Raw genomic sequence first — 16,296 nt, 5'->3', positions numbered from 1 at the left:
TGGGCGGAGGCGTTGGTGGGATCAGGGACTCTGGTTGCTAGCCCGTTGTGAATGGTGTCGTTGCAGGGTCGTAGTGGTCGCTGCTGTTGCTGTAAATACTGTCGCCAGTAGAAGTGGGGCCCACACGGTGTGCGTGATGGCCGCCCCTGCAACGGCTGTCCCTGCGGATCCTGCGGTGATCTTGAGTGCGCCTACCCAGATGAAGACCTGCCCGCGGATCTCGGTGGGTGCGTACTCGCTGCGTGCGGCGAGTGTCGCCGCGAAGAACATCGCGTTGGCGATCCCTGCCAGGGCGAAGGCGGGGAGGGCTGTGGTCAGTGTCGGGGTGAACATCACCAGGACCAGTGTCGCCGCGACGACGGCGGCGAGGGAACTCATGAGGAGGTCTGCGTCGCGGCGCAGTGGCCGGATCATGAGCCCTGCCGATCCGAGGAGATTACCTATCCCGTACGCGGCGACCAGTGTTCCGCCAGCTGCTGCCCCGCCGAACGCTGGAGCCACCGCGACGGCGTAGATGGGTAGCGCGGCGACTGAGAAGGCGACGGTCACGGTGAGCGCGAGCGTACGGCGCAGCGGACCCCGGTTCCAGATGAGGAGTAGTGTCCGTACCGGCGAGGGGACATCCTCCGGATTGCCGGGGGGTTCCTGTTTGGGAAGCGCGAGGACGGCGCCGGCACCGACGACGGCGGCACCGGCCAGGACCAGGGTGGCGGTGAGTGGGTCTGATGTTGCCGCGATCCATGCCACGGCTGCGGGCCCGAGGGTTCCGCTGAGTCCGTAGCTGGCGACGTCCCAGCTTTGTGCCCTGCGTTGGCTGCGCTGCCCGGGGCCGGCAATGGAGGGCAGCCGGCTGCTGATCCCACCGGTGAGCATCGGACCGAAGATGCCGGAGACAAAGAGCAGCACGGCCGGCCAGATCGCCCCTGTGACTGGCAGCAGCAACGCGGCTGCGCCGAGCAACACACCGTGAAGGACGGCGGACAATGCGATCACCGTGCGCCCGTCGCGGGCGGTGTCGAGGCGTCGTGCGATGAACGGGCCCAGCAGGTGGGGTGCGGTGATTGATGCTCCGAGGAGTCCGGCTACCCAGCCCGGCATCCCCTGGGCATGTGCGAGGAGCACGATGGCCACGACCGCTCCGCCGTCAGCGCTGCGAACCAGCGTCGCGGCGAAGACGTAACGCGCCAACGCCCCCACCCGGCGGCCCTTCCCGGACTGAACCCCGAACTGAACACTGGGGAAATCGTCGGGAAGAGACCCGGCTGACATTCGTGGGGGTACGCCGGGGCGGTCGTTATTGCCGGAGCTGGAGCTCATCGACGACCCTGCCGACCTGGGCGCGCTGGCCCTTGGTGAGTCCCTGGATGGGTAGCGGCAGACACGACCGTGTGGCCAGTCCGAGCTGTTCTGCTATGGCCGCAATGACCCGAAGGCTTCCACCGAACTCGGTGAAGAGCTGCCAGAGGGGTGTGAGGCGTTCGGACTCGGCCATCGCCTCGGAGGTCCTTCCGTCGAGGGCGGCCCGGGTGATCCGCAGGGCGGGGGCGGGCAGGGTCCCGCCGATGACGGAGTACCAGGCGTCGCACCCGGCGGCCAGGCCGGCGACGGCCTTGGCGTCACCGGAAACCCCGATGGTCACGTGCGCGGGCACCACGGCCCGGATTTCCTGGACTCTGGCTTCTGCCTGGGCTGGTTCGGCCAGTACTCCCGGGATCTTGATGGACGCGATTCCGGGCAGTTCAGCGATGCGCCCGTAGAGCTCGGTGGTGAAGGTGAAATGGGTGGTGCCGGGGTTGTCGTAAACGATGACCGGCAGCGATGAGCGCTCAGTGACGGTACGGAAGAGCTCGAACACGTCATCGTCGGTGAGGGGCTGATAGGTCATCGGGGCGAGCAGGAGTCCGGAAGCTCCCGCCTGCTCTGCGTTCTCTGCATGCTCGAGGATGTGCGAGGTCCGCAGCGCCCCGACACCCACGAAGACCGGCGTCCCGCCAGCGTGCTCGACGGCGATACGGGCGACGCGGTTCCGCTCCTTCGTGCTGAGATACGCGTAGGAGCCGGTGGATCCAAGCACGGTGATCGAGTCGACCTTCGCTTCGGTGAGCCGTTCGACCAGGCCGACGAAAGCTGCCTCGTCGACCGCGTCATCTACCAGTGGGGTCAGGGGGAAAGCACTCAAACCGGTGAACATCGTCCGTGTTCGCTCCTTCTACTGGATGCTGTCGAGCTAGTGGATGCTGTCGAGATCGGCGTGGTTCTCCGCCTGTTCGAGGCCTTGGTAACGCTTGCCGTCGCGTTGCGCGGCAGCGCCGGCGAGGACGACGAGCAGGATCCCGGCGAACTGGAAGGCGGAGGGTTGTTGGTGCAGGATCAGCAGCCCCAGCAGGACACCGAGGGCCGGTTCCAGGGCCATCAGGGTCCCGAACGCGGTCGGCGTCATCCGGCGCAGGGCGAGCATCTCCAGTGCGAACGGCAGGACGGGTAGCAGCAGGGCCAGCCCGGCCGCGGCGGCGAGGATCCCGGGCGTGATGTGCCCGGCGGCCTGCGGGATCCCGATGACGGCAGCGGTGATGGCCGCGATGGGCACGGTGAGAGAGAGCGTTCCGATGCCGGTGAAGCGGTCACCGATCCGTTGGGTGAGCACAATGTAGAAGGCCCAGGCGAGGGCCGCGAGAGCGGCGAAGCCGACGCCGACAGCGTTGAAGTCGCTGTGCCAGGGCTCGGTGAGCAGCACGACGCCGCCCAGCGCCACGACCGGCCAGATAAGCGCCTGCGCACTGTGGCTACGGATGGCGGCGACGGTCAACGGGCCCAGGAACTCGATCGCGACGGCCGTGCCGAGTGGGATGTGCTCGATCGCGGCGAGGAACGCGATGGACATCAAACCGGTCGCGATACCCAGGGCCAGCAGGGTTGGCACGTCCCGGCGGCGGATAGCACGCAGCGGCGGACGGACCAGTGCCAGGAGGATGAGCGCCCCCAGACTCAGGCGCAACCACCCGGTGCCGGCCGGGCCTACGGCCGCGATCATGTCCATCGACAACGCGGAACCGAGCTGGATCGACAACATCGCTCCCACCGCCAGCCCCCACGCCGGCACTGGAACCCCCGCGCGAGGCTTTACGCCCAATGAAGGGGAGGAAAGGGGCGTGCTCATGACCGGCGGTCCTGAATCGCCCTGTAGCCCAGGAAACCCCGGATCACGCGGTCACCGGTGCCGAAGTGGCGGTCATGTTGAGGCGTTGCAGGCGCGTGCGGGTGGAGGGGCATGTCAGGTTCCTTCGGGGTGGGTCATGTCATTGGCGATCAATCGGCGGACAATGCGGACATCGGGGCCCAGGCGCAGCAGGTGCGCGGCGAGGTCATCAGCTGCCGTCTGAAGCGCCTCATCGCTCATGGGTTCGAGTGCGTCGAAGATGAACAGTGCTGTCGTGGTGTCGTCCGTCAGATGAGTGCGGCGTCCCTGGCGCCAGTTCCAGCGCCTGCATGTCACCCCCGCGTCGTCGCACCAGATGACTTCGCCGGCATCGGGGTGCTCGACCACGGGGACACCGCCCGCGACGGTGTCGAAGGATTCCGCACCGGTGGCTCGGACAAGGCGGGGCGCGCCGACGTACCCGGTCAGGTCCTCCCCGCCCAGCGGAACCTGGTGGAGCACCGAGACGGCGTTGTAGAGATCGGTGAGGCGGTTGACCCGGGGCAGCCCGGCTTCGGCGCGGCGCAGCAAGGCCTCCAGGCTGTTGCGTGTGCGCTGCGGCTTCGCGCCGAACGACTTGTACGCCTCGCGCCACGCAACCACGTGCGGCAGGTCCTCGACGGTCCGGCCGGCCAGTGCTTCGCGGGCCGAGGCTTCCGCCGCCTGGAGCAGTGCCTCACTGGCCTCATCGCTCGGCCCGGGAACGAGCCCGTCGACGGGCAGCAGGACAGCACGGTAATCCGGCCGCAACGAAAACACCGCTGCGTCGACGACGACGCCGTCAAGGAACTTCTGAAGGGCGCCCGAATCGGTCATCGGGTCACCTCCGGCCGGTGTCCGGACCCCACACCGGGTTCGAAGACCGCCAGGGAGAATCGTGCCGGTTCGGTACCCGGATTGGTATAGGAGTGGGCGACGTCGCCCGGGAAGGCGAGTGCGTCCCCGGCCTCAAGGATCACGGACTGCTCTGCGGTGATCACCGTGACCGTGCCTTGCTGCACCTGCAGCAGTTCCTTCGTGCCCGATGCGTGAGCCTCGCTTTCGTGCTGGTCCGCCGGACCCAGTGTCCAGTCCCAGAGCTCCACCACGTCCGGCGATTCGGTACCGGCCACCAGTACCCCTCGGCCGCCGAACTCCCCACTCCACAACACCGCACCCTCACCACCCCGGATCACCTTGACCGGTTTGGGCTGGGGCGACTCCACCAACGCCGGCAATCCAACGCCTAGAGAGTCGCTGAGCCTCAACAACGTCCCCACGCTGGGATTCGCGGCACCCTGCTCAACATTGACCAGCATTCGTCGGCTCACCCCCGCGGCCTCTGCCAGCTGGTCCAGCGTCCACCCCCGCGACTGCCGCTCCTGCCGCACTCGCCCACCGATTGCTGCCGCCAGGGCAGAAGTGCTCGTATCCATTAGTGCATCATACTGCACTTTTAATGCACTGAACGCTTGGACGTCCTTACATCTAAGCAGCCCTCCGAGTTGGACGCATAGGACATCGAGACAAGTCTTCTCACGATTCCGTGCTGTAGCGGATTCGAAGGTTCTCGCTATACGAGTCGTCGACGCAGCCGATACGCTCGTAGATGCTCGTTCTTTGTAGCGATATTCAGTGCCAAAATTTATGCTCCGCTTCTGCTCACCGGTGGCGGGTCCCGTCAGTAAAAGCCGCCACGACTACTGGCGCCTGGTGGGTGCGTAGGAACCGCGCGAGAGCGCTGTCAGGAGGAAGTCGCGGACGGGGCCATGGGATCGCTGTCCTGCAGTCTTCCGCCCGGAATCCTCCGGCCGGGGCGAGGCTGTTGCGGCGAGCCAGTCGCCGTAGTGGGTGATGTCTTTGCCGGCAGCGGCGGCGACAGCGTCACAGGCGAAACCGACGGCGGTTGTGCCGTCATTCAGGACCACGGATCCGAGCAGCATGGGCTCGGGCAGCGCCGCCAGGAACTGCCCGAGTGGCGCTTCGGAGAGAATCCACCGTTCGGCGACGAGTTCCGTGCCCTCGTCCGACCGGTACACGCCCGGTTTCGGTGGCTGCGTATCCAGCGCCACCATCCGGTAGCGGGCGGCCGTGCGTACAGGACCGTCCCAGAAACCGCCCAGTTCCTCGAGCTCACGGGCGAGTACCTGGCCGCGGCGGTGCGCGCCGACGACGACGAGCGGGACGCCGGCTGCTCCTGCGGCCAGCGGCCATGGTTGACCGGTATCTGTCCGGCCGACGGCTCCGGAGGCAAACAGGGCAGGAGGTGCAGGAGTTCGTTCGATCCGGCGGGCGATGTCAGCTACGACGGCGTCGTCGAACATGCGACCGACGACGGTCACGCCGAACTGGGCGTCTTCGACCTCGCCCACCGGCACGGCTACCGCGCACATGTCGAAGAGGTTGCAGAAGTTCGTGTAGGTGCCCATGCGTGAGTTGACTCCGACCGGATCCGCAGCCACCTCGGCAAGGAGGGGATGCAGGGGTGCTGTGGGTACCAGGAGAGCGTCGAAGCCCTCGAGGTGAGCGAGTGCTTCCCGCTTGAGGTCCGCCAGCCGCGCCGTGTCCGCCACGTAATCGTGGGCGGCGAGCGTCCCTGCACGGCCGATGATGCCGGTGACGGTGGGGTCGAGGCCGGCGGGATTGCCGTCCCTGAGAGCGCCGTCGACGAAGGCGCCCACGGCCGCATAGCGTTCCGCGACGAGGGCGCCGTCATAGAGGAGGCGGGCGGCCTGCAGGAACAGGTCGATCGAAAGGGGCTGGACGTCGACACCCGCCGCCTCGAGCCGCGTGACCTGACGGCTGAATTCAGCGGCCCAGGCGGACGAGAGCTCAGGTAGGTCGGCAGGGTAGGCGACGCGTGGTCGACTCGGGGCCGCGAGGCGAACCTCGGACGGCCACGCGCGCGCACCTCCCGCCATCACGCCCATTGCCCGCTCGGCCATGGACAGATCCCGGGCCAGGATGGTCACCGCGTCCCAGGAACGGCAGGCGGGGACCACGCCGTCCGTGGAGACGACGTGCAGCGTGGGCTTGATGCCCACGATGCCCTGCAGTCCGGCGGGGATCCGCCCGGAACCGGCGGTGTCGGTGCCGATGGCGATGTCCACCAGGCCGAGGGCGACGGCGACGGCCGAGCCGGAACTGGATCCGCCCGAGATGTACTTTGGCCGGCGGGCATCGCGCACAGCGCCGTGGGGGCTGCGCGTACCGACGAGTCCGGTGGCGAACTGGTCCAGGTTGGTCGCGCCCAGCACCACGGCACCCGCGGCACGCAGGCGACGCACCGCCTCTGCATCCTGCTCAGGGAGGTAGGAGAAGCCCGGGCAGGCCGCGGTGGTGGGGATGCCCGCCACGTCCACATTGTTCTTCACGGCGAGCAGCAGCCCCGTCAGGGGAAGGTTTTCGCCCCGGCTGACCCGGGCGTCGACGGCGGTGGCTTCGGCGAGGAGATCCTCCGCCGTCCGCAGGGTCACCCAGATCTCGGGGCGGTCCACGGCTTCGATGGCCGCAAGTGCCGCGCGTACGCGGGCGGTTGCCTTGGTGCTCATGCAGCTACCTCTTCTGTCTTGCTTGCTTGGGGTTCCCGGTCCGGCGCGGTCGACGGCTCGGGCAACCTTTCAGGTGACGCGCCCAGGACCACCAGCGCCTCGCCGGCCACGACCTGGGACCCAGCGATGGGAAGTACCTGCAGCACCAGGCCGTCGCAGGGCGCGCTGAGGACGGTCTCCATCTTCATGGCCTCGAGGGAGACGAGGGGCTGCCCCTTCAGTACGGAGTCGCCCGGTGCTACATCTACTTTCCAGACGCTGGCGGCGAAGGGCGCGGAGACCAGCGTGGCGCCGTCGGGCACCACGAGGTCCTCCGTATCGGGCACGACGGCGGCGGCAGCATCGGCGCGGTCGAATTCACCGGCGTCGGCCCATGCCTGGCGTTCGACGGCGAAGGCGGCAGACTGCTGTACGCGGAACTCCGCGATGGATTCGCTGTTCTCGGCGAGGAACTGTTCGTGCTCGGCGAGCGAGAACGTGCCCTCCTCGATCTCGACGCCCCGGCCCCGGCCTGCCGCCATGTCGGCGCGCAGGTCGAGCAGCTCTTCCGGGCTGACCGGGTACCAGGAGATGCGGTCGAAGAACCGCAGCAGCCAGGGGGATCCCGGCTCGAACGGTGCGGAGTCGGCGTAGCGCGACCAGACCTGGGTGGTGCGGCCCACAAACTGGTAGCCGCCGGGTCCCTCCATCCCGTAGATGCACATGTACGCACCGCCAATGCCGACGGCGTTCTCCGGTGTCCAAGTCCGGGCCGGGTTGTACTTGGTGGTGACGAGGCGGTGCCGCGGGTCAAGGGGAGTGGCGACGGGCGCTCCGAGGTACACGTCACCCAGGCCGAGGACCAGGTATTCGGCGTCGAACACGGTGTCGAAGACCTCGTTCACCGAGTCCAGCCCGTTGATGCGCCGGATGAACTCGATGTTCCACGGGCACCACGGGGCGTCGTCGCGCACTCCGGCCATGTACCGCTCGATCGCCTCGCGGGTTGCCGGGTCGTCCCAGGACAGCGGTAGGCGCACCGAGCGGCTGGGCACCACGAGTTCCGAACTGGCTGGCAGGGCGCTCTCGATGTCCTGGACCACCTGCAGCAGGCGGCGGGTGGACAGGGCGGAGGGGTCCACCTTGATCTGCAGGCTGCGGATCCCGGGTGTTAGGTCGACGACGCCGGGGAGCCGCATCTGCGCGATGGCCTGGTGCAGGGCGTGCACGCGCGCCCGGAGGCCGAGGTCGAGGACCATGTCGCCGTACTCGACGAGGAGGTTGTCATCGCCCGAGCGCCGGTAGGTCACGGCGGGCCTGCCCGGTTCCTCCGCGACGCGCGCCAGCACGCCGTCGTCGCCGTCCCCGCCGCGAAGCAGCTGCCCGTGCAGGGCGGAGGTGCTCGCGCCGGATGGAAGCTCCGGGGAGTCCGGCAGGATCAGCTGCCGTCCCGGGCCGAGGTCGCGCAGCGAGGGTGCCTGGACGGCCCGAACGGGGACGAAGCGCACGGTATCACCAGGGCGGAGCTGCCCGAGCTTCCACCGATCAGCGGTCACAACCGTTACGGGGCAGACGAACCCGCCGAGGCTGGGCCCGTCCGGTCCGAGGAGGATGGGCGTGTCTCCGGTGAAATCCAGCGCACCCACCGAGTAGGCGGTGTCGTGGATGTTGGAGGGGTGCAGGCCGGCCTCGCCGCCGTCGTTGCGTGCCCAGCGTGGCTTGGGCCCGATGAGCCGGACGCCGGTCCGCGCGGAGTTGAAGTGCACCTCGTAGTCGGTGGCGAAAAGCTCGTCGATGTCCTCCCGCTGGAAGAACTCGGGGGCGCCGTGGGGGCCTTCGACGACGGTGAGCTCCCACCGCGAGGTCAGGGCGGGCCTGGCGTCGAGCGCCACCGGGGTGGCAGCCCCGGCGGGCACGTCCGTCTGCACGGTTCGAAGCACGTCGCCGGTGCGGAGGACGCGCCCGGCGTGCCCGCCGAACTGGCCCAGGGTGAAGGTGGACGCGCTGCCGAGGTACAGCGGGATGTCGAGGCCGCCCGCGAACAGAATGTAGCCGCGCAGGCCCGCACCTTCCGCGGTTCCGACGTCGAGCGTTCCTCCGGCGGGGACCGTGACCGGTTCCCAGGCTGCGACCTCGACGCCGTCCACGGTCACGCGGACTTCGGCGCCGGTCACGCACAGGGTGGTCCCGTGCGAGAAGGTCAGGCTGGGCCCGGTCACGGTGAATTCGAGGCCGGGGGCGCCTTCCGGGTTGCCGAGGGCCTGGTTGCCCAGCCGGAAGGAGAGGTCGTCCATCGGGCCGCTCGGCGGGACGCCCACCTGCCACAGGTTGGTGCGGCCCGGCCAGTCCTGCACGCTGGTCTGCAGCCCGGGCCGCTCCACGGTGATGCGCGGTTCAGGGTCGCCCACCGTGTCGAGGGTGCTGGTCGAGTGCCCTGCCGCGCGGACGACGTCGAGGGTGCTGACGGCGCGCAGCATGCCGAGGTTGGTCTCGATGCCGTCGATCCGCGTGCCGGTGAGGGCGCCGGCCAGCCGGTCGAAGGCCTCGTCGCGGCTGCTGCCGGAGGTGATGATCTTCGCCAGGAGGGGATCGTAGTTGGTGGAGACCTCGCTGCCGGTCTCGGCCCAGGTGTCCACGCGGACGTGGTCCGCCTCGGGGTAGGTGGCGTTGGTGATCGTGCCGGCGCTGGGCTGGAAGCCGCGGGCGGGGTCTTCCGCATAGACCCGGGCTTCGACGGCGTGGCCGGAGACCGGGACGCTGTCGGGGACACAGGCGAGGACGGCCTCGGCGTCGGGTCCGCCCTGTGCGAGGCGGAGCATCCACTCGACGAGGTCGATGCCGGTGACCGACTCCGTGACGGGGTGCTCGACCTGCAGGCGAGCATTCACCTCGAGGAATGAGGCCTCTCGGCGCAGGGAGTCGTAGACGAATTCCACGGTCCCGGCCGAGCGGTAGCCGAGGGAGGCGCACAGCGCCCGCGAGCTGCGGTGCAATTCCTCGCGGAGGTCGTCCGGCAGGTCCGGTGCGGGTGCTTCCTCGAGGACTTTCTGGTGCCGGCGCTGCAGGGAGCAGTCGCGGTCGCCGAGGCTGACGACCCGCCCCTCGCCGTCGCCGAAGACCTGGACCTCCACGTGGCGGGCGTTCTCCACGTAGCGCTCGGCGAAGACACCGGCCGTGCCGAAGCTGGCTCCGGCGAGGCGGGCCACCCGGGGGAAGCTCTCCGCGAGTTCCTCCTCGGTCCGGCAGACGGTCATCCCGATGCCGCCTCCGCCGCCGGTCGCCTTGAGCATGAGCGGGAACCCGATGGACGCCCCGGCTGCCAGGGCGTCGTCGACGCCGTCGAGCAGACCGGAGCCCGCGATCATGGGGACACCGGCGGCCTGTGCGGCGTCACGGGCGGTGTGCTTGGTGCCGAAGATGCGCAATTGCTCGGGCGTGGGGCCGACGAAGACGAGTCCTGCCGATTCGACGGCCTTCGCGAAGTCGGCGTCTTCGGACAGGAAGCCGTAGCCGGGGTGGATGGCGCCGGCACCGGTGGACGCCGCTGCGGCGAGCAGTGCGTCGACGCGCAGGTAGGATTCCTTGGCCGGTGCCGGGCCGAGGAGGACGGCCTCGTCGGCGAGCCGGACGTGGCGTGCGCCGCGGTCCGCCTCGGAGAACACGGCGACCGTGCGCAGGCCCAGCTTCCGGGCCGATTCGATGATGCGGCAGGCGATCTCTCCGCGGTTGGCCACCAGGAGGGTATCGAAGCGGCTCATCGGGTACTCTCCGGGCGTGTGACGATCATGCGGACGGGCGTGGGGTTGAAGCCGTTGCAGGGGTTGTTGACCTGCGGGCAGTTCGAGACGAGCACCAGGGTGTCCACCTCGGCCCGGAGCGCCAGGCGCTTGCCGGCGGCGGAGAGGCCGTCGACGATCCCGAGGGCACCATCGGGGTCCACGGGAACGTTCATGAACCAGTTGATGTTGGAGACGAGGTCACGTTTGCCGAGTCCCCAGCGGGAGCCCTCGATGAGGAAGTTCTCCACGCAGGCGTGCTGCTCGCGGGTGTGCTGGCCGTACCGGAGGGTGTTCGATTCCTGCGAGCAGGCGCCGCCGATGGTGTCGTGTACGCCCACCTCGTCCGCGACGACCGTCATGAGGGCGAGGCCGGTATCGGCGCGGAGCACGGAACCGGTGGTGAGGACGATTGAGCGCTGCTGCGCGATGGTCACGGGTGCGGAGTACCGGACGGCGGTGTCCCCTGCGGCGTAGAGCAGGCAGTCGACGGCCTGGTTGCCGTCGAGGTCGACGATGGTGAGGACATCACCTGCGGTAACGACGGCGGACCAGGGGCCGCGTGCTTCGACGTACTCATCGAGGACGACGGCGCCGGGTGCGAGGGCGACGTTGCTCGCCGGCTGCGAAAGGATGGTGGTCATCGGGTGCTCCTTGCGGCGAAGTCGTGCTCGGTGTTGTTCAGTGCCTGAAGGTGTTCGGGCGCCAGCGGCCCGATCAGGCTTCCGCCGGCCAGTGCGGCGAGGTCCTCGGGAGACCGCCAGGCGGCGATCTCCACGGCGGTGCCGGTGAAGTCGGTGCGCGGGTCCAGGGGGTGCGCGGTGTTGGCCAGCACGACGACGGTGTCCAGGTGCAGCAGCAGGTCCACGTATGACCCGGGTCCGGCGCTCCCGGTGAAGCGGATGCTGCCGTCGGGATCGACCCGGATGCCCTTGAAGAGCGAGAGCGACGGAGCGACATCCCTTGGCCCGAGTCCGTTCTTGAGCGCGCCGAGGACCAGCAGTTCGCGCGCGGCCGGGGAGGTGCTGTGGGCCGTCCCGGCTCCGTACCGCGCGGTGTTCCCGGCCAGGGTGGTGGCACCGGTCAGTGCGTCGTGGCTGCCCGAGGTGTCCTCGACGATTGTGGCCAGGACGCGGCCGGCGTCGGACAGGAGGGGATGCCCTGTTCCGGGGTAGGCCTGCCATGGGACCTTGACGGTGTCGGCAGCGTTGAAGCGTTCGTGCAGGGCGCCTGCGCGGTACAGGAGGGTGTGCACGCAGGCGTCACCCGTGTCCGTCAGCCGGAGGCGGCTGCCACGGGCCAGGTGCATTGTCGTGTAGCGGCCGAAGGCCAGCGTCTCCGACCAGACGAGGCGATCGGTGGCGCCGTCGGGTAGCGTGTCCGTGATCTGTAAGGGCGCGGTCGTGACCGGAACGTGGAGCATGGTGTCCGCCGTGCGGCTGTGCTGGTCACGGGCGTGGGCCCGGGCCCCGGCCGTGGTGGCCGTGCCCGCCGGGGTCTCAGTGGTCTGTGTCATATCGATCCTGTCAATCCTGTTGGTAGGTGCGGCAGCGGGTGCGCAGTTGGTGCCTGCGAGCGAAGTACTAGGAGGCCCGGGCGGCGGTGCTCCGGCGGATCCACAAACCCAGGAGCAGCACGACGGTAACCATCAGGGGCGCGGAGTAGAGGAGGATCCCGTTCTCGCCGGTGGGATCGTAGACCTCGGGGCGGGGCCAGGCGAGGTTGACCACCATGACGGCTCCGTACAGGACGGCGAGGACGTTCACGGGCAGGCCCCAGCGGCCGAGAGAGAAGAGGCCGGACGGCATGATCTGCCCCACACGGTCCCAGTCGCCGCGCAGCCGGTTGAGTAACTGGGGCACGGTGACGAGCAGGTACGCGATGTACACCATGACGATGCAGACGCTGGTTAGCGTGGTGAAGAGGGCCGCGTTGCCGACGTTGATGGCCAGGACGCCGACGGCGAGGGCGCCGATGACGATGGACGGCCACATCGGGGTGCCGCGGCGGGGGTGCACAGTGGAGAGCAGTGTGGAGGCGGGGAGCTTGCCGTCCCGGGCCATCGAGAAGACCAGGCGTGAGCCGGCGGTCTGAATGGCCAATGTGCAGACGAAGATCGCGATAGCGACGTCGACCAGCAGCACCTTGCCCCAGAACGTGCCGAGGACCGCGGTCAGGACATAGGGGAGCCCCTCGGTGGCGAGGCGACCGTCGTCGAGACTGGGTGCCGCCATGAGGGCGGTGATGATCATGAGGGCTCCACCGATCCCGGAGATCACCAGGGCGGAGATGATGGTGCGCGGGGCCGTGCGCCGTGGGTCTTTGGTCTCCTCGGAGAGTTCACCTGCGGAGTTGAAGCCCACCATGACGTAGGCGGCCATGAGGCCGGAGACCAGGAACGCGCCCACGGCGCCGAGATCCGAACCCTGCAACACCGTGGTATCCATAACGACGTCGGGCCCGCGCTGCGCCGCCGTGATGAGGGCGAGGACGACGGCGATGACGCCAACGATCTCGCAGGTTACGCCGACGGAGTTCACGTGCGCCATGAGCCGGACGCCCATCGCGTTGATGATGGTGGTGGCTACCAGGAGGATGGCGCCGAGGACGACGGCGTTCGCGGCGCCCGTAACGGTGTTGAGGGCGGGGTCGCCGCCGACGAGTTGGAAACCGCTCCACAGCTGCGGCAGCACGACCTGGAGGGCGATGGCAGCGGCGGCGGCCGTGACCACCTGAGCCACGGCCATGAACCAGCCAGCGAACCAGCCCACCGTCTCGCCGCCCACGCGCCGCGCCCACTGGTATACCGCGCCCGACAGAGGATAGCGGGCGGCAAGTTCGGCGAAGTTCAGCGCTACGAGCAACTGGCCGACGAGGACGATGGGCCAGGTCCAGAAGAACGCGGGGCCAGCAAACGAATAGCCGAAGGCGAAGAGCTGGAAGATGGTGGTGAGGATGGAGACGAAGGAAAAGCCCGCCGCGAAGGACGCATAACGGCCCAGCTTGCGGTGCAGGGAGGGCTCATACCCGAGGGCGGTGAGGTCGGCGTCGTCCGTGGGTGTCGCGGTGGGAATCGTCATCGGGGTCTCCGTGGTGTGAACGGGGTGGGTGCCGGTGGGTGCGATGGGAGTGCTGACTAATACCGGTCACTTGATAGTTTTCCAATCCGAGGTCCCACACGGGTTTCACGGAAGTAAAAAGCTCATGAGGGGCTTGTTACCGTTATGTTTCGCGGTTCCGGCGGAGCGGCCTCGCGCCGGAGCCGTTTCTTCGGGTGCAAGAATGAGGGGCGTGACCCTCACCGGACCGGGACGTCCCCGTACGCGACAATCGACCCGACCCGGAGCAACCGCCCGCGAGGAGATCCTCGACGCGGCAGCCGAGCTTTTCACTACGCAGGGCTACGCCACCACCTCGACGCGCGCCATCGCCGGCGCCGTCGGTATCCGCCAGTCATCGCTCTATCACCACTTCGCCACGAAGGATGACATCCTCGAGGCGCTCCTGGCCGGGACGGTCGCAGAAGGGCTGGCCTTCGCGCGTGCAACCTCCGCTGCCGACGAGGACGACGCCAGCTCTCCCGTTGCGCGGCTCCACGCGGTGGCCCTTTTTGACGGGACTCAGCTGTGCAGTGGGCGGTGGAATATCGGGGTCCTCTACCACCTGCCGGAAGCCCGGGATAAGCGCTTCAGCACATTCCTCGCGGATCGGGAGGAGTTGCGGGGACTATATCAGCGGCTCGGCAAGGCGGTTGTTCCCGCACCGCTCTGGCCGGGCGATCCCCGGCACCACGGCGAGCTGGCCTTCCGCCTGGTCGAATCCCTCGTGAGCCTCCGGGCCGACGGCCAGGTGACGCCGCACTCACCGCTGCAGGTGGCCGACGCCGCCCTAGTGCTGTGCGGTGCCGGCAGCATCCTCGGAACGATCCGCGAGCAGAGCCGGTCCCTCATCGTGCGGCTCGGACGAGAGTTGCCGGACCTCGCCGAGGTCGGGGCGCACCAGGGCTAGGGCAGGAGGCGGTCTCGGACCCGTATCTACACCTCGAGGGATTGCACACGACGAGAGCGGCTAAGACGAATTCTTCACCACGGCCCTTCATTCGTTGAAGTTCCGAATGCCATGCGTAACGGAACCGGGGTCGTGAAAGCATGATGCAGTCGAAGCGGAGAGCGTCCGGCTGAACCCAGGATTCCTTTGACGGACACTCCAGTGCAACAATCTGCGGTGTCGCGGTGCCCTGCTGCGCGAGGGATGCTCTACCTGCGGCATGATTCGCGATGACGGGAAGTGAGCAGTATCGAACGATTGCGTCTTATTGGTAATGAGAAACATTTGCATTTAGCCTGTTGTCATGCCGATTTTCCCTCGAACTCTTTCCTTGTCCTCAGCCATGGTTGCTGCCCTGGTCCTGACCTCCTGTTCTACCGCCGGTTCATCCGAGCCGGACGCCGATTCGTCCACGAATTCCTCCGCTGCCACAGAGAACACCGCCGAACCCACTGCTGAGGCTTCTGCTGGGGCCACTGGCCGTCAGGAAGTTGATGCTCTGGCCCCCCGCGCGGTGCTGACGTACGACGGTGGTCTGGTGACCGTCGACACCGAGACCGGTGAGGTGCTGGCCAGCACCGAGTCGGAGGGGTACCTCCGGCTCAACAATGCCGGCGACGGGCGGCACGTCCTTGTCAGTGCAGGCGAGGAGTTCCGCGTGTTCGACAGCGGTCTGATCGTTGAAGGGCACGGGGATCACGATCACTACTATGAGCAGGCACCGGTGCTGACCGGCTCCGCTGTCGAGGCCCCCGAGGCCGGACACGTCGTCACGCACGAAGGTAAAACGGCGCTCTTCGCTGACGGAAGCGGAGGCATCACCGTGATGGACTCCGCCGCGTTCAGCGACGGTGAGGTGAGCGCGGACGAGGTTGAGGAACGTTCCGCGGACGCTGCGCACCACGGCGTTGCCGTTCCGCTGAGCAGCGGGGATCTTCTTCTGACGCAGGGCACGGAGGAATCGAGCAATACCGTCCAGGTCGTCTCCTCTGACGGGGAGGTCCTTGCAGAAACGACGGACTGCCCAGGCGTGCACGGAGAAGCCACCGCGATGCCCACCTCCATGGGAGATGTCGTTTCCTTGGGTTGTGAGAACGGACCGGTGGTCTACCGTGACGGTGCATTCCACAAGGTGCCAGTGGAGGAGGCATACCAGCGTTCGGGAAACCAGTTCGGCAGCCACGAGTCACCGATCGTACTGGTCGACTACAAGACGGACCCTGATGCCGTGCAGGAGCGACCCACCCGCATCGGGCTGATCGATACCCTCACCGCCTCAATGACGACAGCTGATGTCGGTTCGGCGTACTCGTTCCGCTCTCTGGCCCGTGGGGCAGAGGGCGAAGCCATGGTCCTGACCTACGACGGGGAGCTGAACATCCTCGACGAGCAGACCGGGGAAATCATTCACGAGGTCAAGGTCGTCGAGCCGTGGGAGGAGCCCGAGGAATGGCAGTCGCCCGCACCGACGGTAAAAGTCGGCGCTGACGGATTCGCCTATGTGACAGAACCAGCGGCCAAGAAACTGCACGTGATCGACGTCGCCGCCGGCACCCTCCTGTTCAGCGTCGACCTGCCCGAGACGCCTAACGAGCTAGCCATCGTGACCGGCGACGCAGAAGCCTCCGATCACAACCACGCCCATGAGCACGCCGACGGCGACGACCACGCCGAGGACGAGGGATAAGACGAGCAGAACCACTGTAGCCGCGGCGGTCCCAAGGCTCACACCGATGACGGGCAGCTCGCCGTTGACCTCGCCGTTCCC

General features: G+C 68.0%; 12 protein-coding genes. 2 read left to right on the top strand and 10 right to left on the bottom strand.

Features of this window, described 5'->3' with window-relative positions:
- Positions 1-21 precede the first annotated feature (21 nt).
- The 10 genes from IWX65_RS01780 to IWX65_RS01735 form a co-directional block, all read right to left on the bottom strand.
- Positions 22-1,317: an MFS transporter gene (locus tag IWX65_RS01780; RefSeq protein WP_334683578.1), complete on the bottom strand. Its 1,296-nt coding sequence runs from the start codon at positions 1,315-1,317 to the stop codon at positions 22-24.
- Positions 1,295-2,191 (bottom strand): dihydrodipicolinate synthase family protein, encoded by an 897-nt coding sequence (locus IWX65_RS01775; RefSeq protein WP_196880736.1) that lies wholly within the window; start codon positions 2,189-2,191, stop codon positions 1,295-1,297. Before IWX65_RS01775 ends, IWX65_RS01780 begins: the two co-directional genes overlap by 23 nt.
- A gap of 36 nt (positions 2,192-2,227) precedes the next feature.
- On the bottom strand, positions 2,228-3,157 hold the full coding sequence (locus IWX65_RS01770) for an EamA family transporter (protein WP_334683577.1): 930 nt from the start codon (positions 3,155-3,157) through the stop codon (positions 2,228-2,230).
- Positions 3,158-3,271: 114 nt separating this feature from the next.
- On the bottom strand, positions 3,272-4,012 hold the full coding sequence (locus tag IWX65_RS01765; RefSeq protein WP_196880735.1) for a B3/B4 domain-containing protein: 741 nt from the start codon (positions 4,010-4,012) through the stop codon (positions 3,272-3,274).
- Positions 4,009-4,611 (bottom strand): helix-turn-helix domain-containing protein, encoded by a 603-nt coding sequence (locus IWX65_RS01760; RefSeq protein WP_196880734.1) that lies wholly within the window; start codon positions 4,609-4,611, stop codon positions 4,009-4,011. The genes IWX65_RS01765 and IWX65_RS01760 overlap by 4 nt, the downstream gene beginning before the upstream one ends.
- 264 nt (positions 4,612-4,875) lie before the next feature.
- A complete protein-coding gene (gene atzF / locus IWX65_RS01755; RefSeq protein ID WP_196880733.1) occupies positions 4,876-6,726 on the bottom strand; it encodes an allophanate hydrolase in 1,851 nt (616 codons plus the stop codon).
- Positions 6,723-10,463 carry an urea carboxylase gene (gene uca / locus IWX65_RS01750; protein WP_196880732.1) on the bottom strand — a complete coding sequence of 1,247 codons (3,741 nt, stop codon included), beginning with the start codon at positions 10,461-10,463 and terminating at the stop codon, positions 6,723-6,725. The genes atzF and uca overlap by 4 nt, the downstream gene beginning before the upstream one ends.
- Positions 10,460-11,125 carry an urea amidolyase associated protein UAAP2 gene (locus IWX65_RS01745; RefSeq protein ID WP_196880731.1) on the bottom strand — a complete coding sequence of 222 codons (666 nt, stop codon included), beginning with the start codon at positions 11,123-11,125 and terminating at the stop codon, positions 10,460-10,462. Before IWX65_RS01745 ends, uca begins: the two co-directional genes overlap by 4 nt.
- Positions 11,122-11,997 carry an urea amidolyase associated protein UAAP1 gene (locus IWX65_RS01740; RefSeq protein WP_196880730.1) on the bottom strand — a complete coding sequence of 292 codons (876 nt, stop codon included), beginning with the start codon at positions 11,995-11,997 and terminating at the stop codon, positions 11,122-11,124. The genes IWX65_RS01745 and IWX65_RS01740 overlap by 4 nt, the downstream gene beginning before the upstream one ends.
- A gap of 67 nt (positions 11,998-12,064) precedes the next feature.
- On the bottom strand, positions 12,065-13,561 hold the full coding sequence (locus IWX65_RS01735) for an amino acid permease (protein WP_196880729.1): 1,497 nt from the start codon (positions 13,559-13,561) through the stop codon (positions 12,065-12,067).
- Positions 13,562-13,772: 211 nt separating this feature from the next.
- Here IWX65_RS01735 and IWX65_RS01730 point away from each other — a divergent pair, with 211 nt between their 5' ends.
- Together IWX65_RS01730 and IWX65_RS01725 are read left to right on the top strand one after the other, a co-directional pair.
- Positions 13,773-14,489, top strand: a complete 717-nt coding sequence (locus tag IWX65_RS01730) for a TetR/AcrR family transcriptional regulator (protein WP_196880728.1) — start codon at positions 13,773-13,775, stop codon at positions 14,487-14,489.
- 343 nt (positions 14,490-14,832) lie between these two features.
- A complete protein-coding gene (locus IWX65_RS01725) occupies positions 14,833-16,215 on the top strand; it encodes a hypothetical protein (protein WP_196880727.1) in 1,383 nt (460 codons plus the stop codon).
- The last annotated feature ends 81 nt before the right edge of the window (positions 16,216-16,296 follow it).

The organism is Arthrobacter sp. CAN_A214, assembly GCF_015751955.1.
Classification (GTDB): domain Bacteria; phylum Actinomycetota; class Actinomycetes; order Actinomycetales; family Micrococcaceae; genus Arthrobacter_D.
This window is presented reverse-complemented; position numbering and strand designations above follow the sequence as displayed.